20 protein-coding genes are annotated in these 18,236 nt (G+C 67.3%); 9 read left to right on the top strand and 11 right to left on the bottom strand.

The genetic code is table 11. The annotated features are described in order from the left end of the window. The first annotated feature begins 76 nt into the window (after window positions 1–76). The 5 genes from VIM12_RS15535 (at window position 77) to VIM12_RS15515 (ending at window position 4,679) form a co-directional block, all read left to right on the top strand. The gene (locus tag VIM12_RS15535; RefSeq protein ID WP_331942579.1) at window positions 77–1,228 is read left to right on the top strand and encodes a DNA topoisomerase IB; all 1,152 of its coding nucleotides are present in this window, start codon (window positions 77–79) and stop codon (window positions 1,226–1,228) included. Between the two features lie 83 nt (window positions 1,229–1,311). After that, entirely contained in the window at window positions 1,312–1,614 is a 303-nt protein-coding gene (locus VIM12_RS15530) for an antibiotic biosynthesis monooxygenase (protein WP_331942578.1), read from the top strand. A 93-nt stretch (window positions 1,615–1,707) separates the two neighbouring features. Beyond that, window positions 1,708–2,256: a hypothetical protein gene (locus tag VIM12_RS15525; protein ID WP_331942577.1), complete on the top strand. Its 549-nt coding sequence runs from the start codon at window positions 1,708–1,710 to the stop codon at window positions 2,254–2,256. Window positions 2,257–2,481: 225 nt separating this feature from the next. Beyond that, window positions 2,482–3,513 carry an SRPBCC family protein gene (locus VIM12_RS15520; RefSeq protein WP_331942576.1) on the top strand — a complete coding sequence of 344 codons (1,032 nt, stop codon included), beginning with the start codon at window positions 2,482–2,484 and terminating at the stop codon, window positions 3,511–3,513. Beyond that, complete coding sequence (locus tag VIM12_RS15515) at window positions 3,510–4,679, top strand: zinc-dependent alcohol dehydrogenase (RefSeq protein ID WP_331942575.1); 1,170 nt, start codon at window positions 3,510–3,512, stop codon at window positions 4,677–4,679. Before VIM12_RS15520 ends, VIM12_RS15515 begins: the two co-directional genes overlap by 4 nt. A gap of 24 nt (window positions 4,680–4,703) precedes the next feature. Here VIM12_RS15515 and VIM12_RS15510 read toward each other — a convergent pair whose 3' ends face one another. Further along, window positions 4,704–5,273, bottom strand: coding sequence for a molybdopterin-dependent oxidoreductase (locus tag VIM12_RS15510; protein WP_331942574.1), 570 nt, complete (start codon window positions 5,271–5,273; stop codon window positions 4,704–4,706). A 151-nt stretch (window positions 5,274–5,424) separates the two neighbouring features. On the opposite strand from VIM12_RS15510, the gene VIM12_RS15505 reads away from it, so the two are divergent. Beyond that, window positions 5,425–5,949, top strand: coding sequence for a superoxide dismutase family protein (locus tag VIM12_RS15505; protein ID WP_331942573.1), 525 nt, complete (start codon window positions 5,425–5,427; stop codon window positions 5,947–5,949). A gap of 22 nt (window positions 5,950–5,971) precedes the next feature. On the opposite strand, the gene lpxO is transcribed toward VIM12_RS15505, so the two are convergent. Next, window positions 5,972–6,871: a lipid A hydroxylase LpxO gene (lpxO, locus tag VIM12_RS15500; protein ID WP_331942572.1), complete on the bottom strand. Its 900-nt coding sequence runs from the start codon at window positions 6,869–6,871 to the stop codon at window positions 5,972–5,974. 56 nt (window positions 6,872–6,927) lie between these two features. Then, window positions 6,928–7,743, bottom strand: coding sequence for a substrate-binding periplasmic protein (locus VIM12_RS15495; RefSeq protein WP_331942571.1), 816 nt, complete (start codon window positions 7,741–7,743; stop codon window positions 6,928–6,930). A 389-nt stretch (window positions 7,744–8,132) separates the two neighbouring features. Here VIM12_RS15495 and VIM12_RS15490 point away from each other — a divergent pair, with 389 nt between their 5' ends. Then, window positions 8,133–8,840 (top strand): methyltransferase domain-containing protein, encoded by a 708-nt coding sequence (locus tag VIM12_RS15490; protein ID WP_331942570.1) that lies wholly within the window; start codon window positions 8,133–8,135, stop codon window positions 8,838–8,840. Beyond that, window positions 8,841–9,683 carry a DUF4198 domain-containing protein gene (locus VIM12_RS15485; RefSeq protein ID WP_331942569.1) on the top strand — a complete coding sequence of 281 codons (843 nt, stop codon included), beginning with the start codon at window positions 8,841–8,843 and terminating at the stop codon, window positions 9,681–9,683. Window positions 9,684–9,695: 12 nt separating this feature from the next. Here the strand turns inward: VIM12_RS15485 and VIM12_RS15480 are convergent, their stop codons facing one another. From VIM12_RS15480 to ettA, 7 genes are all read right to left on the bottom strand, one after another. Then, a complete protein-coding gene (locus VIM12_RS15480; RefSeq protein ID WP_331942568.1) occupies window positions 9,696–10,754 on the bottom strand; it encodes an alkene reductase in 1,059 nt (352 codons plus the stop codon). A gap of 37 nt (window positions 10,755–10,791) precedes the next feature. Next, the gene (locus VIM12_RS15475) at window positions 10,792–11,109 is read right to left on the bottom strand and encodes a metalloregulator ArsR/SmtB family transcription factor (RefSeq protein WP_331942567.1); all 318 of its coding nucleotides are present in this window, start codon (window positions 11,107–11,109) and stop codon (window positions 10,792–10,794) included. A gap of 114 nt (window positions 11,110–11,223) precedes the next feature. Beyond that, on the bottom strand, window positions 11,224–11,649 hold the full coding sequence (locus VIM12_RS15470) for a response regulator (protein WP_331942566.1): 426 nt from the start codon (window positions 11,647–11,649) through the stop codon (window positions 11,224–11,226). 4 nt (window positions 11,650–11,653) lie between these two features. Next, window positions 11,654–12,157, bottom strand: coding sequence for a GAF domain-containing protein (locus tag VIM12_RS15465; RefSeq protein ID WP_331942565.1), 504 nt, complete (start codon window positions 12,155–12,157; stop codon window positions 11,654–11,656). A gap of 110 nt (window positions 12,158–12,267) precedes the next feature. Then, window positions 12,268–12,648, bottom strand: coding sequence for a hypothetical protein (locus tag VIM12_RS15460; protein WP_331942564.1), 381 nt, complete (start codon window positions 12,646–12,648; stop codon window positions 12,268–12,270). A 440-nt stretch (window positions 12,649–13,088) separates the two neighbouring features. Next, a complete protein-coding gene (locus tag VIM12_RS15455) occupies window positions 13,089–13,301 on the bottom strand; it encodes a DUF3565 domain-containing protein (RefSeq protein WP_331942563.1) in 213 nt (70 codons plus the stop codon). Window positions 13,302–13,445: 144 nt separating this feature from the next. Beyond that, window positions 13,446–15,113 (bottom strand): energy-dependent translational throttle protein EttA, encoded by a 1,668-nt coding sequence (gene ettA, locus VIM12_RS15450; RefSeq protein ID WP_331942562.1) that lies wholly within the window; start codon window positions 15,111–15,113, stop codon window positions 13,446–13,448. A gap of 300 nt (window positions 15,114–15,413) precedes the next feature. Here ettA and VIM12_RS15445 point away from each other — a divergent pair, with 300 nt between their 5' ends. After that, window positions 15,414–17,291 (top strand): potassium transporter Kup, encoded by a 1,878-nt coding sequence (locus VIM12_RS15445; RefSeq protein WP_331942561.1) that lies wholly within the window; start codon window positions 15,414–15,416, stop codon window positions 17,289–17,291. Between the two features lie 10 nt (window positions 17,292–17,301). Here the strand turns inward: VIM12_RS15445 and rarD are convergent, their stop codons facing one another. After that, complete coding sequence (rarD, locus tag VIM12_RS15440; protein WP_331942560.1) at window positions 17,302–18,186, bottom strand: EamA family transporter RarD; 885 nt, start codon at window positions 18,184–18,186, stop codon at window positions 17,302–17,304. Window positions 18,187–18,236 lie beyond the last annotated feature (50 nt).

Genomic DNA, 18,236 nt, shown 5'->3' with positions numbered 1-18,236 from the left:
TTGACCGGCGTCACCGCGGGCAACCACCGGCGCGACCGGGAGTCAAAGCCAGTATTTACGCGACTACCACATCCCCATGTCATCCCTTCCCGCGGCTGCCGCCGATGCACGCGCTACTGCCAGGCAGGTCGGCCTGCGCTATGTCGGGGACGGCGTTGCCGGCATCACCCGGGAGCCGGAAAAGGAAGGCTTCCGCTACAGCGGCCCGGACGGCAAGCCGATCCGCGACGAGGCGGTGCTTGCCCGCATCAAGGCGCTTGCGATTCCCCCGGCCTGGACCGAGGTCTGGATATGTCCCTGGGAAAACGGGCACCTGCAGGCCACCGGCCGCGATGCCAGGGGGCGCAAGCAGTACCGCTACCATTCCCACTGGCGCCGGGTCCGGGATGAGGTCAAGTACGGCCGGATGATCAATTTCGGCAAGGCGCTTCCAATGATCCGGCAACGCGTCGACGAGGCATTGAAGCTCCCCGGCCTGCCGCGCGAGAAGGTCCTCGCCACCATCGTCTACCTGCTGCAGGCGACGATGATGCGCATCGGGAACCAGGAGTACGCCCGCCAGAACAAGTCATTCGGCCTCACCACGCTGCGCGACCGCCACGTCCGGATCGACGGCAAGGAGGTCGAGTTCCGCTTCCGCGGCAAGAGCGGGGTCCAGCATGCGATCCGGGTCGACGACCCGCGGCTGGCAAAGATCATCCGGCGCACCCGCGATCTTCCCGGCCAGGAGCTGTTCCAGTACATCGACGACGATGGCGAGCAGCGCTCGGTCGACTCCAGCGACGTCAACGAATACCTGCGCAGCATCACCGGGGAGGACTACACGGCGAAGGATTTCCGGACCTGGTCGGGCACCCTGCTGGCCGCGCTGGCCCTGCAGGAGTACGAGAAATTCGACTCCGCCGCGCAGGCCAAGAAGAACGTGGTGCGGGCGATCGAGTCGGTGGCCGAGCGGCTGGGCAACACCCCCAGCATTTGCCGCAAGTGCTACGTGCACCCGGCCGTGATCGAGTCCTACCTCGATGGCACCATGCTGCAGGCGCTGCAGCAGCGGACGCGGGAAGAGATGGAAAACGAACTGCATGCGCTCGGCCCCGAGGAAGCCGCAGTCGTCGCATTGCTGCAGGAACGCCTGCGCAGTCATGCCGACAGCACGCCGCCGGAAAAACCGGCGACCAGGCGCCCGCGCGCGCCGCGCCGCGGCAGGACCGAACGCGCCGCGGCATGAGGGTTGTCATAGGCAACAGTGGCACTCCGGTGCGATAATGCTGTGCAGCAATATCGATGGCAACCACTCCTGGGAAGAGGAACATGATTCTTGAACTGGCAGACATCCGCATCCAGGCCGGCAAGCAGGCGGAATTCGACGAGGCGATACAGCGTGGCCTGCGCGAGGTGATTTCGCACGCGCAAGGCTTCCGCGGCTACAAGGTGCAGAAGGGCATCGAGTCGCCGGAGCGCTACGTGCTGATGATCTTCTGGGAAACGCTGGAGAACCATACGGTGGACTTCCGCCAGTCGCCCGCTTTCCAGGAATGGCGCGCCATCGTCGGGCCGTACTTTGCCGCGCCGCCCACGGTCGAGCATTTCACGCTGCTGGGCGAGTCGGCCTGAGCACGGCCGGCAATACCGGCCGAAGCGGCGGAAACCCGGTGATATGATAGGCCGGCCCGCTACCTACAGATACGCCCGAGAGGTCGAACAACAATGCCCTTCAATGCCGACGCAGTCACCCTGGCGCTGATCGCGCTGCTTGCCGCGCTCATCATCGGCATCATCGCCTTCGCCGTCACGGCGCGGGCAAAGGCGAGCCGGCGCGCACGCCAGGCCGATACCATCCGCGCCGCCATCATCGACTACTTCCGCCGCAGCGGCGTGCAGGTGGCGGCCGAGTGCACCAGCCTCGGCGACAGCAAGCGCTTCATCGCGGTGCTCGAGTCGGAGCCGATGAAGCGCTTCCGGCTGTCGCACATCATCGAGATGACCGTGCGCGAGCATGTGCGCAAGACCTGCGGCCTGGAGGTCGACAAGATGTACTGGCGCTTCCCGATCAAGGAGGCCGCGCAGGGCGCCGGCGCGCCCGCCGAGCAGGCGCAGGAGAAAAAGCAGGAAGGCGCGTCCGACGAGTACATCAACGAGGGCCTGGAGCATTACCGGCACATTCCCAAGCCCGAGGTCACCGAGGTGCCCTGGGAGAGCTTCGAGCAGGTCTCCAGCACCGGCCGCGGCAAGGACGGCCAGGACCCCGCCGCCTGAAATGCGGGGCGCCGGACTTTCCGCCACTCACGTTTCCTCGCTTCCTCCTCGCTCCTTCCGACCTGTTCCCCCGCTTCTGCCGGCGGGAACTCCGCCGGCCCCCCCCTGACTAACTGACAACCTGGGCGCAGCCGGCATCCCGCCGTGCCCCATCCCTTCCACCGCCCGGCTTCCCGCGCAGCACCAGCGGAATGCATGGCGCGCAGCGAACACGGAGGTCAGATCATGCAAGAAATGGCAGTAGAGCCGGCCCGCCCGGCTCACGTCGGGCATTTGCCCGGCATTGGCGAACCCCCCTCGAGTCCATACCAGCAGGGCGCCACCGGCTTCGACACCTACTACCGCGCACCCGATGCCGGCCGCGCCGAGCGACTGGCAAATGCCCTTGGCTGGTTCAGCATCGGCCTCGGCCTGGCGCAGGTGCTGGCGCCTTCGCGCGTGTCGCGCGCGATCGGTGTCGCCGACAATCCCGCGCTAATGCGCGCGGTCGGCGTGCGCGAACTGACCGCGGGCGTCGGCATCCTCACGCAGCGCCGCCCGGCGAACTGGCTCTGGTCCCGGGTAGCAGGCGACATGATGGACCTGGCGATGCTCGCCAATGCCGCCCGTTCCCCGTATGCGCGGCGCGACCGCATCGGCCTCGCGGCGGTGGCGGTGGCCGGCATCACCGCGCTCGATCTGCTGTCCAGCATGGAAAACCAGCAGCGCAAGCTGCACGGACAGGGACCGACGGCGACCGGAGAGATCCGCGTCGAGAAAGCGATCACGATCAACCGTCCGGCGGCCGACTGCTATCGCATGTGGCGCGACTTCGAGAACTTCCCCCGCTTCATGAAGCACCTGGAGTCGGTCCAGGCCACTGGCGACGACCGCCAGCACTGGGTCGCGAAAGGGCCGGCCGGCAGCACCGTGGAATGGGACGCCGAAGTTACCGCCGACGATCCGGACCGGTACCTTGCCTGGCGCTCGCTGGAAGGATCGCAGGTCGACAACCAGGGCACGGTTCGCTTCGAACCCGCGCCGGGCGGCCGCGGCACCATCGTGCGCGTCGTGATGAGCTACCGGCCGCCCGGCGGCGTGGCCGGCGCGCTGGCGGCAAAGCTGTTTGGCGAGGAGCCGTCGATGCAAATGGATGAAGACCTGCGCCGCTTCAAGTGGCTGATCGAGACCGGCGAAATCCCGACCACGGTCGGCCAGCCGGCGGGTCCGCGAGGCGCATGGAACCGGTTTGTGATCAGGAAAGGAGCGGCAGGATGAGAGCAAACGTCTGGCATGGCAAGCGGGATGTGCGGATCGACAATGTGCCCGATCCCGAGATCCTCAACCCGCGCGACGCGATCGTGAAGATCACGTCCACCGCGATCTGCGGATCCGACCTGCACCTCTACAACGGCTTCGTGCCGACCATGGAGAAGGGCGACATCATCGGCCACGAATTCATGGGCGAGATCGTCGAGCTCGGCGCGGGGGTGAAGAACCTGAAGGTCGGCGACCGCGTCGTGATTCCCTTTCCGATCGCCTGCGGCAGCTGCTTCTTCTGCCAGGAGAAGCTGTACTCGGTGTGCGAGAACTCCAACCCCAATGCCCATCTCGCGGAAAAGATGTGGGGCCATTCCCCGTCCGGCATCTTCGGCTATTCGCATCTCACCGGCGGTTACGCCGGGGGCCAGGCGGAATATGCGCGGGTGCCGTATGCCGACGTCGGCGCCTTCAAGGTGCCGGAGGACCTGACCGACGAACAGGTGCTGTTCCTGTCCGACATCCTGCCCACCGGTTACATGGCGGCAGAAGCCTGCGACATCCGGCCCGGTGCGGTGGTTGCAGTCTGGGGCTGCGGCCCGGTCGGCCAGTTCGCGATGCAGAGCGCCTGGCTGCTCGGCGCGGAACGCGTGATCGGCATTGACCGTTTCCCCGAGCGCCTGCGCATGGCGCGCGAAAAATCCAAGGCGGAAGTGATCAATTACGAGGAAGTCGACGTCTTCACCGCGCTCAAGGAAATGACCGGCGGGCGCGGACCGGATGCCTGCATCGACGCGGTCGGCATGGAAGCCCACGGCATGGGCCTGATGGGCGCCTATGACCGGGTCAAGCAGGCGCTCGGCGCCGAGACCGACCGTCCCGTCGCCTTGCGGCAGGCGCTGATGTCCTGCCGTAACGGCGGCGTGGTCTCGATTCCCGGCGTCTACGGCGGCTTCCTCGACAAGATCCCGTTCGGCTCGGTGATGAACCGTTCGCTGACGATCCGCACCGGCCAGACCCACGTGCACCGCTACATGCAGCCGCTGCTGGAACGCATCCGTAACGGCGAGATCGACCCGACGGTCGTCATCACGCACCGGATGTCCCTGGACGAGGCGCCGCGCGGCTTCGAGATCTTTGCGGAGAAGCAGGACGAGTGCATCAAGATCGTGCTCACGCCCTGACCTGGCATGCCTGCCTCGCCTGTGTCACATCACCTCGATGTGATACAGGCCCCAGGGGCAAAGCGCGAAACGTTCGGCCAGCGGCTTTGCTGCCAGCTGCGCAATGCGGTCGGCGTCGTGCACTGCCCAGAGCGGACCGAGTCCGCCCAGGGACATCGGCCTGCCGTCGAGTTCGGTGGCAACGATGAAGCGCAGGCTCTCCAGTTCGGCGGCGCCCACCACGGGCGCGTAGCCGTCGATTGCACGCAGCACTGCCCGCTGCGGCGCTTTCGCGCCCGCCGCCTTCAGTACCTCGGCGAGCAGCGGCCCGCGCAGCGCGTGCGGCCGGCCGTCGTACTCCAGCGTCGGCCGTATCGTCTGCGCCGGAAGCCGGCGCAGCGCCGCGAAATCGAAGGCATGCGCGCGCTCGAATTTCACGCCCTGTTTCTTCATCATCTGGTCCAGCGCCGGGTCGAGCGGCCCGCGGTTGCCCGCGCCGATGGCGCCGCTCACCGTCAGCAGCACCGGACCGGGCACGCCGGCCGCCGCCCGCGCGGGAAGTGCCGGCAGGGCGGCCGCAGCGCCTGCTGCCGCCAAAAATTCACGCTTGTTCACATGCAGTCTCCATGTTGCGATCGCTGCCGATTGTAGCCCGCGCCGCCATCGGCGCGCTTCCTGCGCCATCCGCTTGAGGCCGCAGGCATGCTGTGCGATGATCGGATGCCGAAAATGGTATTTCAACAACAATCACCGGAAGGAGAATCACATGCGCCTCTTGACCCCGCTGCTGCTCGGCAGCGCCGTACTCGCCGGCTGCGCCACCACCTCGGAGCCGACTCCGATCGCCATCGCCAGCCTCAGCCCGACCCAGGGCAACACCACCAATGGCACCGTCAGCTTCGTGCAGAAGGGCAACCAGATTCTGGTCGATGCGCGCGTGGACGGCCTGACGCCCGGTCCCCACGGCTTCCATGTGCATGAAAAAGGCGATTGCAGCGCACCGGACGCCACCAGCGCCGGCGGCCATTTCAATCCCGGCAACCGTCCCCACGGCGGCCCTTCCCACGCCGAGCACCACGCCGGCGATTTCGGCAACCTGGTCGCCGATGCATCGGGCAAGGCCAGCCTGCAGCTGTCGGTGCCGGCCAGCGAGATCTCGTTGGCGCAGGGTGCGCCGAACAGCATCATCGGCAAGGGACTCATCGTCCATGCCGATCCGGACGACTACAAGACCCAGCCGACCGGAAATGCCGGCAAGCGCCTTGCCTGCGCAGTGATCCGCCTCCGCTGAGCTCCTCTCCCCGGGGCGGGCTTCAAGCCAGGACGACCAGGGCCAGCGCGGCCACGATCAGCGCCGCCTTGGTCGCCCGGTAGGCATGCCGGTTCCATGCCTTGAAGCGGCGCCGGTATTGCCCTGCGAGCCAGGCATAGCGGAACACCCGGTTCACGCCGCCGAGCTGGTCGCCGGTCTCGTTCGGCGAGCTCGCCGCCGTCATCATCCACTTTCCCAGCCAGCGGTTTACCGCCTGCGCCCAGCCAAACCGCATCGGCCGCTCGACGTCGCAGAACAGGATGATGCGGCCGCGGTCGCTGTCGTTGCGCGCCCAGTGCAGGTAGGTCTCGTCGAACAGCACGCCCTCGCCGTCGCGCCAGCTGTAGCGCTCGCCGTCGACCTCGATGAAGCAGCGGTCGCTGTTGGGCGTGACCAGCCCGAGGTGGTAGCGCAGCGAGCCGGCGAACGGATCGCGGTGGCGGTTGAGCTGCGCGCCGGGTGGCAGCTCGGCGAACATGGCCGCCTTCACGCACGGCATCGCGCGCAGCAGGGCGACGGTCTGCGGGCAGAAGCGCGCGGCCGACGGATGCGCCGCGTCGTACCACTTCAGGTAGAAGCGTTTCCAGCCGCTCTTGAAGAAGGAGTTGAAGCCGGCGTCGTCATTGCTGGCGGCCGCCCGGATCCGCTGCTGCTCCTGCACCGCCAGCGCCTCGGCGCGGATCACCTGCCAGTGGTCTTGCAAGGTCGCGAGCTCGGGAAAATCCTGCAGCGACAGGTAGGGCCTTGCCGGCACCGCCGAGAACGCATGCATGAACAGGTTGACCGGCGCCATGAAGGAAGAATGGTCGAATGCCTGCCGCATCACCGGCAGCCGCACCCGGCCACGAAAGTGGATATGGCAGACGGCAAGCAGGTAAAGCGAAAGGAGCGCCCATTTCATCCCCAATCAATACCGCCGGTCGAGCCGCCGGCTGTTGATCAGGCGCAACCGGTCGTTCAGGGATCGAGGAAGGCCTGGTACTTGCGCGTGATGGCGGCGTAGATGCCGTTGCGACGGATGGTCCTGAGTCCGGCGTTGAAGGCGTTGCGCACGTCTTCGTCGCGGAAGACCGCCATCCGCGGGCTGGGCGGAAAGATCGGATGGAATACGACGGCCTGCCCGTTGGCCAGCGGCTTGTCGAGCTGCCGCGTCAGGTAATGGAAGATCAGGCGGTCGCCGATCACCACGTCCACCCGCCCGCTGTAGAGCAGCCGGTTCTGCGTGACCTGCTGCGGATACTCGCGATAGTTCTTGTGACGCATCGCCATCGACCTGAACTCGCTGCCGAGGATCAGGTGGGCGTTCTGGAAGGCGGCGACCGAAAGCGGCAGCAGGTCTTCCAGCCCGGCCACCCGGAAGCGCCGGGCGGCGAGCGACACCGCCACGTTCTGGTACTGCAGGTAGGATTCCGAGAAGTAGTCGTCGCCGCCGATGCCTTCGGTGACCGACAGCATGCCGTCGAGGTGCCCCGCGCGCAGCAGGGCCAGCGCCCGTGCCGGCGGCAGCTGTTCCGCCTGCATCAGGTAGCCAGAGGCGGCCAGCGCCCGCTCGGCGATCTCGTACTCGATGCCCGGCAGGACGCCGTCAGGCTCCATGATGTAGGGCGGCTTCGCCAGCCCGATGCCGATGCGCAGCACGGTCTTCTGCGCGCCGGCCTGTGTCTGCAGCGGCGCCGCCTGCAGCAGTCCGGTCGCGACGACCGCCAGCGCGATGGCGACGCGCCGCAGCAGGGGGAGAACGGGAGGGAAGACGGCGGGCAGGATTGGATGCATGGCGACTGGCGAAGTGCGGCAAGGGAGGTCCGGTGCCGCGCACGGCTGGCTGGAGCGATTATAAGGTGCCGGTCGCACCGGGGGCCAATCCTCTTGCGCCACCGTGGCGCGGCATCGACGGCAGGCGCGCGAAAAGGCGCTGCACCGGGGGCGGACAGTGTTATGGCAGCGGGCTCGTCGGTCGTTCGCCGTCCGGCCGTGTGAGCGGCCACTTTCTTCCGGCGCACGCGCTTTCGTCCGGACCGTGCTGCGCCACGCCAGGATTGCGCGACGTCAGTGTGGTTGCGCCGCCCCAGTCCGCGGCGGCTTGTGCTGGCACAACCGGAAGCCACGCAACGCATTGAATAATGTGCGATCGACAACGATCTTTGCTTGCGGGGAGAGATTTCATGAAAAACGCAATGGACGCGGCGATGGACGGGGCACCCGCCGGCGGCTGGCTGGAGCGGATGGTGACATCCCAGCGCCGCAAGCTGTACGACGCATTTGCGGCGTTCAGCGGGGATGCGGCGGGCGAGCGGGTGCTCAGCGTCGGCATGGCGCCGACCAGCCTTTTCGACAAGCCCGACTACCTGGTCGGCTGGTCGGCGCCGGCGCAGCGCGCGCGCATCACCGCGCACCAGGTCGAGGCGCCCAAGCCCGGCCGCCAGGCCCATCCCGCCGAGGCGGCCAGGGAAGTGCGGCTGCCGTTTGCCGACGGCGAATTCGACTGGGTGTTCTGCAACGAGGTGATCGAGCATGCCGGGCCGTTCGAACGCCAGCTGGCCCTCGTGAAGGAGTTGTACCGGGTCGCGCGCAAGGGGGTGTTCCTGACCACGCCGAACCGCCGGCATCCGCTGGAATTCCATACCGGCCTGCCGCTCCTGCACCTGCTGCCCGAGCGCGCGTGGCGGCGCCTGCTGCGCCTGTCCGGCAAGGGCGCGTGGGCTGACGAGGCGGTCCTGAACCCGCTCGATTCCCAGGCGTTGTATCGCATTGCCAGCCTGATGCCCGGCAAGCCGGTCCATGACGTCGGCCACAAGCGGATCTGGGGCGTCAAGGCGCATTTCTTCCTGATGCTGCAGAAGCCGGCGCGCGCTCCTTCGCCGTCCTCCTGAATGGTGAACGCCGTCCGCGCCACGCTGCCCCTGCGCCGCCTGCTGCTGGCAGCGGCGCTTGCTACTGCCGGCAGCGCGGCGGCCGACGAGGTCTGGCTGTCGGCCCGGCCTTTCTCGCCGGCCGCCGGCGCCCCCGTCGAGATCAGCCTGCAGGCCGGCGCGCAGTTCAACGGCCGGCGCCGGCCGCTTGCGGCGGAGACCACGGCGGCGCTGCAGCTCTACTCCACATTCTCGGTGCGCGACCTTGGCGCACAGCTCGGTGCCGGCCAGGATGCGGGCGCCCTGCGCCTGACCCTGGCCAATCCCGGCACCCACATGCTGGTCTACGACAGCACGCCGGCATACGCCGTCCTTCCGCCAGGCGCCTTCGATGCCTGGCTGCGCGAGCCGGGACTGGAGGCCCTGGCGCAGGAGCGGGAACAGACCGGCACCGCCGGCGAACCGGGGCGGGAGCGCGTGCGCCGCCATGCGAAGATCCTGCTGCGGGTCGGCGGCAAGTCGGACGGCACCTACGGGCTGCTGACCGGCCAGCGGCTGGAGATCGTCCCGACCGCCGATCCGCTCGTGCGCAGGGCCGGCGAGACCCTGGTATTCAGCCTCCTGTTCGACAGCAAGCCGCTGGAAAACGCCCTCGTCAGGGCATGGCACACCCATGACGGACAGACGCTGGCGATCCGCGCCCGCACCGGCGCCGGCGGCAAGGTGTCGCTGTCGCTGCCGTACGGCGGGACGTGGATGATCGACGCCGCGCACCTGGTGCCGGCGGCGGATGCCGCCGAGGCCGAGTGGGACAGTTTTCGCAGCAGCCTCAGTTTCGAGCTGCCGGCCGGGCCGTCCCGCTGAACGCGGCGCCGCTCAGGCGGCCAACGCCGGGTAGTCGGTGTAGCCTTGCGCCGTCGGATGGTAGAAGGTGCCGCTGTCGGGCTCGTTGAGGGTGGCGCCAAGCTGGAAGCGGCGCGGCAGGTCCGGGTTGGCGATGAACAGCTTGCCGAAAGCGACGGCATCCGCCTCGCCGTCCGCCAGCAGTTGCTGGCCGCTTTCCCTGGTCATTTTCTCGTTGGCCACGTACACGCCGCCAAATGCCTGCTTCAGCTGCGGGCCGAGCCGGTTGTCGCCGAGCGACTCGCGGGCGCAGATGAAGGCGATGCGCCGTTTGCCAAGCTCGCGCGCCACATAGCCGAAGGTCGCGGCGGGATCGGCGTCGCCCATGCTGTGCGAGTCGCCGCGCGGCGCCAGGTGCATGCCGACCCGGTCCGGACCCCACACCGAAATGCAGGCGTCGGTCACTTCCAGCATCAGCCGCGCGCGGTTCTCGATCGAGCCGCCGTAGGCGTCGTCGCGCCGGTTGGTGCTGTCCTGCAGGAACTGGTCGAGCAGGTAGCCGTTGGCGCCGTGAATCTCGACGCCGTCGAAGCCGGCAAGCTTCGCATTCTGCGCGCCCTTGCGGTAGGCCTCGACGATGCCGGGGATTTCATCCAGGGCCAGCGCGCGCGGCGTCACGTACTCGCGCTTCGGTCGCACCAGGCTGACATGGCCTTGCGCGGCGATCGCACTCGGCGCGACGGGCAGCTGGCCGTCGAGGAAGACCGGGTCGGAGATGCGGCCCACGTGCCAGAGCTGCAGGAAGATGTGGCCGCCTGCCGCATGCACGGCGTCCGTGATCTGCTTCCAGCCGGCCACCTGCTCGTCGGACCAGATGCCCGGCGTGTCGGCATAGCCGACGCCCTGCGGCGTCACCGCCGTCGCCTCGCTCAGGATCAGGCCGGCCGAGGCGCGCTGCACATAGTATTCGCGCATCAGCGCATTCGGCACGCGGCCTTCGCCGGTCGCGCGCGCGCGGGTCAGCGGCGCCATGAAGATGCGGTTGGGAAGCTGGAGATCACCGACGGTGATCGGGTCGAACAAGGTGGTCATTGGCTGTTCCTGTCGTTCCTGGGGGTGGGATGGGCGGTCACAGGCCTTCCTGCATCTGCTGCAGGAAGGCCTGTATCGTCGTTTCGTTGCGCTTGAAGAAGATCCACTGGCCGATCCGGCGCGAGGTCACCAGGCCGGCCCGCTGCAGCGTTGCCAGGTGGGCCGAGACGGTGGACTGCGACAGGCCGGCGCGCCGGTCGATCAGTCCGGCGCAGACGCCGAAGTCGAGCGGGTGTTCCTGGTCCGAAAAATGCCGTTCCGGCTCCCGCAGCCATGCGAGGATCTCGCGCCGCAGCGGGTTGGCGAGTGCCTTGTGGACGAGATCGATGTCGACGGAAGAAGCGGTCTTCGGCATGGCAGCGGCAGGGCAATGGACCTGGTGGATTGGAAAAATCCGAACTATATATCGGTATCTTACGATATATCAGGCCGCGCTGCAGGAAGCGCGCACGTCCGCCGCCGCACCTGTTCAGGCCGGTTGCGCTTCGTGGAAGGCGATGAAGGTATCGAGCAGCGTGCGGGCCCGGAAGGGCTTCAGGATCACGCGGGTGACTGCGCGCTGCCGCAGCGCCTGCAGCAACTGCACGTCGCAGTAGTCGACCAGCACCGCCACGGGGATATCGCGGCAGCCTTCGTTCTCGCGGATGGCGTCGATCACGCCGAGGTCGTACTCGGCGATTTTCCGCTCGCCGAAGTCGAGGGCGATCACCGCGCCGCTGAAGGCATGCTCCCTGAGCAGGCGGCGTGCGATCGCAGGACTGCCGGTCTCATGCACCTCGCCGATGCCGAGCGAGCGGGCGGTGAGCACCACCGTGCGCCGCAGCAGCGGGTCGTTCTCCAGCAGCAGCATCGGCATGCGAACGCGCCCCGGCGAGACAGGCATCATGCTGTTCATCGCATCAGCCTTCGAGGGCGCCGCCCGGCGTCTGCAATTCCTTCACCGCCATGTCGCGCAGCGCGGACAGGATCGACAGGTCGAGCTTGTCGAGCTGCCGGGGCCGGCGATCGATCACGCACAGCGTGCCGACCGCGTGACCGTCGGGCATGGTGAGCGGGGCGCCCGCATAGAAGCGGACGAAGGGTTCGCCGGTGACCAGGGGATTGTCGATGAAGCGCAGGTCCACACGGGCATCCTCGACGACCAGGATGTCGTCGTGCAGGATCGCGTGGCCGCAGAACGACACGTCGCGCGCCGTCTCGCACAGCGTCATGCCGAAACGCGACTTGAACCACTGTCGGCGCTGGTCGACCAGGGTAAGCAGTGCGATCGGCACGTCGAACTCGGCCGCGGCGAATTCGACGATGCGGTCGAAGCGCGCTTCCGGCGGCGTGTCGAGGATCAGCAGCGCATGCAGCGCGGCGAGCCGTTCATCATCGTTGTCGGGGACAGGGGCGGGGAGCATCGTCAAAGTGCGGCAGTGGTGCGGTCAGACCGGTAACGGCCGCGCACCGCCGAACTTTAGGCGATGGCCGCGCGGACGCAAGCCCGGCGGCCGTCACTGGCGCGCCGTCCTTACTGGCGCATCATGACGCTCTGGTCCCCGTTCATGATGACGCCCACCGGATCGCCCACCTTGAACGTGGTCTTGTTCTGCGTGACCGCGTAGCGGCTCTGCTCGCCGTTCGCATACTGCACGGTGACCACCGCCGACGGGCTGCCGGCTGCCGATGCGCCGGTCATGGAAGCGCCGGAAGTGGCCGAGGAGGATGCGCCCGCGGGCGCCGACATGGAGGAGCCCGCAGCGGCGATCGGCTCGACCGCGACTACCCTGCCTTTCTGGATACCGGCCGCGCTCGCCGATGCCTGGGTCGACGAGGAGGGCGATGCGCAACCGGCGAGGAAGGCGGCGCCGAGCAGACAGGCGAGCAAGGACTTGATGGGTTGACGATGCATGGTGTTCTCCTTGTGAATGAATGGCGTTGCTGACAACTACGCATGGAAGTGCGGCAGCACCGGCACGTTGCAGGATGCTCTCGGCCGCTGGTCGCCTGCCTGCATGGTCAGGTGCCGATACGGACGGGGAAGCAGCACCTCGTGCCTCCCCGGCAAGCCACATCGTGGATGGGATGCCGGGGTACCGCTTCCGCCACTGTGGACCCGCGAAGCGCTGCCGGCCTTGATCTTGGGCAGGGATGTATTGAAGCCTGTTTCCCGCAGTACCTGAACCGGAGGCGCGAGCGCCAAAGGTTTCAACGCTGCATTAACAGCGGGAAATTGGTCGGTATCAGGCGGTTTCGCGACGGCATTGATCACCGGGCGCCGACACACGGGGTCACGCGCCAGGGAAGGCCGCAAGCCGAAGGACGGCAATGCACTGCAGCGGAAGCGGGAGGTCAGCGCGGCGGACGATCGGGCGGCGCGCCGTCGTCGCACTTCTTGCAGCGCAGGGTCTTGCCGATGGTGGCGGCCCGGCCTTCGGGAGTGGTGACCCAAGGGCGGTTGATCCACGGTGGATCATGGCGGGTGTGCTGGTTGTGGCCGCAGTCGAGTTCCGCGACCCAGTGATGCTCTCCGTCCTGGTGAAAACCGACGATGCTGCGTTCCATGTGGTGTGCGTGGGATTGGGGATATCGACGGGAGTAGCCGGGGCGCCTGCACTTCGGGCATGAGGCGCGCCAGTCCGGCAAGGCAGCCAGTCCCGAACAGGCCGGCGCGGGGGCAGGCCTGTTCAGGCTGGCTTGGCTGTGCGCCTAGCGCGTCACCGGTTTGTAGCGGATGCGCTTCGGCTTGGCGCCCTCTTCGCCGAGGCGCTTCTTCTTGTCCGCTTCGTATTCCTGGTAGTTCCCGTCGAAGAACACCACCTTGGAATCGCCTTCGAAGGCCAGGATGTGCGTCGCGATCCGGTCGAGGAACCAGCGGTCGTGCGAGATCACCATCACGCTCCCGGCGAACTCGAGCAGCGCATCCTCCAGCGCCCGCAGGGTTTCCACGTCGAGGTCGTTGGACGGTTCGTCGAGCAGCAGCACGTTGCCGCCCATGAGCAGGGTCTTGGCAAGGTGCAGGCGCCCGCGCTCGCCGCCGGACAGGTTGCCCACGACCTTCTGCTGGTCGCTGCCCTTGAAGTTGAAGCGGCCGAGGTAGGCGCGCGACGGCATCTCGAAGCGGCCGACGGTCAGGAGGTCGGCGCCGTTCGACACGTCTTCCCAGACCGTCTTCTTGTTGTTCAGGTCTTCCCGCGACTGGTCGACCAGGGAGAGCCGCACCGTCGGCCCGATGACGACCTCGCCGCTGTCCGGCTGCTCGCGGCCGGCGATCATGCGAAACAGCGTCGACTTGCCGGCGCCGTTGGGACCGATGATGCCGACGATCGCGCCTGCGGGGATCTTGAAGCTGAGGTCGTCGATCAGCAGCCGGTCGCCGAAGGACTTGCTCACGTTCTTGAACTCGATCACTTCATTGCCGAGGCGCTCCGCGACCGGGATGAAGATTTCCTGGGTCTCGTTGCGCTTCTGGTATTCGTGCTCGCTCAGCTCGTTGAACCGGGCCAGGCGCGCCTTGCTCTTGGCCTGCCTGCCCTTCGGGTTCTGGCGCACCCATTCCAGCTCCTTCTGGATGGTCTTCTGGCGCGCCGACTCGGTCGCCTCTTCCTGCTTCAGCCGGGCTTCCTTCTGCTCCAGCCAGGAGCTGTAGTTGCCCTTCCAGGGGATGCCGTGCCCGCGGTCGAGCTCCAGGATCCACTCGGCGGCATTGTCGAGGAAGTAGCGGTCGTGGGTGATACCGACCACGGTGCCCGGGAAGCGCTGCAGGAATTGCTCGAGCCAGTCGACGGACTCGGCGTCCAGGTGGTTGGTCGGTTCGTCGAGCAGCAGCATGTCGGGCTTGGACAGCAGCAGCTTGCACAGCGCGACGCGGCGCTTCTCGCCGCCGGACAGCACGCCGATCTTGGCGTCCCATGGCGGCAGGCGCAGGGCGTCCGCCGCGATCTCCAGCTGCTGGTCGAGGTTGCCGCCGCCGGCCGTGGCGATCAGCGCCTCCAGCCGCGCCTGTTCCGCTGCCAGCGCGTCGAAGTCGGCGTCAGGCTCCGCATAGGCTGCGTAGACCGCGTCCAGCTTGGACTGTGCCTCGGCCACTTCGCCGAGGCCGGACTCGACCGCCTGGCGCACCGTTTGCTCAGGGTCGAGCTGCGGTTCCTGCGGCAGGTAGCCGATGTTCAGGCCCGGCATCGGGACGGCTTCGCCCTCGATGTCCTTGTCGACGCCCGCCATGATCTTCAGCAGGGTCGACTTGCCCGAGCCGTTCAGGCCGAGCACGCCGATCTTCGCGCCGGGGAAAAACGAGAGCGAGATGTCCTTCAGGATCTGGCGCTTGGGCGGGACGATCTTGCCCACGCGGTTCATGGTGTAGACGTATTGAGCCATAGGAATATCGGGTGTGGTTCTGCAAAAGGGAGAGAGGTGCAAGGATAACCGATGCCGTCGCCGCAGGCGGCCCGGCGCGGTAAATTCCCCCCTCGCGGCATGGCCTGCCGCAGCGCCAACGGTGCGAGGCGGGCTTCTGACTGGGCGCAACCCGGCAGACGACGGCCCGGCGACAATGGAGCGCGGCCTCCCGACGGGGGCCGCATTTTTGTCCGGTGGCAGGTTCGTGCCGGAAAGGCCTTGCAATCCGGCGCGTCCAGGAATATTGTGCGGTGCAATATAACAACTTATGGTCGACCCTTGTCTACAGCGCAACCGAAAAGCAGCATCGCGACCCTGACGCTCGCCGCCATCGGCATCGTCTACGGCGATATCGGCACCAGCCCGCTCTATGCCATGAAGGAGGCTTTCGCCGAAGAGCACGGGCTCGCCCTCAACGCTCCCAACGTCCTCGGCGTGGTCTCCCTGATCGTCTGGGGGCTGATCATCGTGGTCTCCCTGAAGTACGTGACCCTGGTGCTGCGCGCGAACAACCGCGGCGAGGGCGGCATCATGGCGCTGACCGCGCTCGTCATGTCCTCGGTCAGCAAGTCCTCCCGCATTCACTATCCGCTGATGCTGCTCGGCCTGTTCGGCGCCACGCTGTTCTATGGCGACAGCGTGATCACGCCCGCGATCTCGGTCCTGTCGGCCGTCGAGGGCCTGCAGGTGGCCGCCCCCGCGCTGCAGCCGTACGTGGTCCCGGTCGCCGTCGTGGTGCTGGTGGCGCTCTTCACGCTGCAGGCGCGCGGCACCGCCGGCCTCGGCAAGTTCTTCGGCCCGATCATGCTGCTGTGGTTCGTGGTGCTGGCCTCGATGGGCCTGGTGAACATCATCGAAGAACCGCGCGTCCTGGCCGCGCTCAATCCGATCCATGCTTTCCGCTTCCTCGAGGGGAACCGGCTGATCGCCTTCATCGCGCTGGGTGCCGTCGTGCTTGCCTTCACCGGTTCCGAGGCGCTCTACGCGGACATGGGCCATTTCGGCGCGCGCCCGATGCGCATGGCCTGGTTCCTGGTCGCCTTTCCGGCGCTGGCGCTGAACTACCTCGGCCAGGGCGCGCTGCTGCTGCACAATCCCGCCGCCGCGGACAATCCGTTCTTTCAACAGCTCGGCGCCTGGAGCGTCTTTCCGCTGGTGATCCTGTCGACAATGGCGGCGTTTATCGCCTCGCAGGCAACGATCTCCGGTACCTTCTCGATGACCAAACAGGCGATCGCCTTGGGTTTCCTGCCGCGCATGCGGATCGAGCATACGTCCGAAAGCGAGTATGGCCAGATCTACATCCCCACCGTCAACTGGCTGCTGCTGACCGTGGTGCTGTCGGCGGTGATCGGTTTCGGCTCGTCGACCCATCTCGCCGCCGCCTACGGCATCGCCAATACCGGCACCATGCTGGTCACCACCATCCTGACCTTCTTCGTGATCCGCTACCGCTGGCACCTGCCGCTGGCGCTGTGCCTGTTCGCCACCGGCTTCTTCCTCGTGATCGACGTCGCACTGTTCTCCGCCAACGTGCTGAAGCTGCTGCACGGCGGCTGGTTTCCGATCCTGCTGGGACTGGTGCTGTTCGTCGTGATGCTCACCTGGAAGCGCGGCCGCGCGCTGGTGTTCGACAATCTGCAAAAGCACACCATCCCGCTCGAGGACTTCCTGCAGTCGCTGTTCGTCGCGCCGCCGGCGCGGGTGCCGGGCACCGCCATCTACCTGCGCGGCGAGACCGACGGCGTGCCGCACGCGATGCTGCACAACCTGGCGCACAACAAGGTGCTGCACGAGCGGGTGGTATTCCTGACGGTGCACATCCACGAAGTGCCCTTCGTGCCGGCGGCGGAACGGATCCGCATCCATCCGCTCGGCCACAACTGCTTCCAGCTGAACGTGCACTACGGATTCAAGGACGAGGCCAACCTGCCGCTGGCGCTGGAGCTGGCCGAGGAGCAGGACATGGTCTTCGAGGGGCTGGACACCTCCTGGTTCATCGCCCGCCAGAACGTCATCCACGGGCCGCAGCGCGGCATGGCGCCGTGGCGCGAGCACCTGTTCGTCGCCATGCAGCGCAACGCGCGCGGCGCCGCCGACTACTACAAGGTACCGAGCAACCGGGTGATCGAGCTCGGCACGCAGATCATGATCTGACGCCGCGGCCTCATGCGCGCGCGGCCGGCGCCGACCACGCCCGCCACACGCTTTCCAGCGAATACACCGCGAGCGCGCCCCAGATCAGCGCGAAGCCCGCCATGCGGGCGCCGCCGAAAGGCTCGTGGTACAGCCATACGCCGAGCAGGAGCTGCAGCGTCGGTCCGATGTACTGCAGCAGCCCGAGCAGCGACAGCGGAATGCGGCGCGCGCCCGAGGCGAACAGCAGCAGCGGGATTGCCGTAATCGGGCCGGCCGCCGCCAGCAGCAGCTGGGTCGTGGTGGAGGCGTGCACGAAGCTGTTCTGCCCGTGCAGCGCCAGCCAGCCGAGGTAGGCGGCGGCGAGCGGGAACAGCAGCAGGGTTTCCAGCGTCAGGCCTTCCAGCGCGCCGAGCGATGCCGTCTTGCGCAGCAGGCCGTAGAGGCCGAAGGTGGCGGCCAGCAGCAGCGCGATCCAGGGCAGGCTGCCCGCCTGCCAGGTCAGCCATCCCACGCCGCATGCCGCCAGCGCCACCGCGGCCCACTGCACCGGTCGCAGCCGCTCGCGCAGCACCAGTGCGCCCAGCAGCACGTTGAACAGCGGGTTGATGAAATACCCGAGGCTGGAGTCGACGACGTGGCCGTTGTTGACCGCCCAGATATAGATGAACCAGTTCGCCGACAGGAGCAGGGCGCTGAGGGCGAAGCCGGCCAGCACCTTCGGCTTCGACAGCACCTCCCGCAGCCAGCCCCACTGACGCCGCCAGCCCAGCACGACGGCGACGAACACCAGCGACCACAACATCCGGTGCAGCAGTATCTCGATGGAGGGCACATGCTGCAAGGCCTTGAAATAAAGCGGGAACACGCCCCACATGGCGTAGGCGCTGGCGGCGTAGACGACTCCTGGATTCATGGCGGATGCAAGGGTGAAGGTGCGCCGATTATCCCAGCATTCAAATGCCG

Origin of the sequence: Noviherbaspirillum sp. (assembly GCF_036563305.1) — a bacterium.
Taxonomy (GTDB): Bacteria; Pseudomonadota; Gammaproteobacteria; order Burkholderiales; family Burkholderiaceae_D; genus Noviherbaspirillum.
The sequence above is the reverse complement of the archived record's forward strand: the minus strand, read 5'-3'. Positions and strand labels throughout refer to the sequence as shown.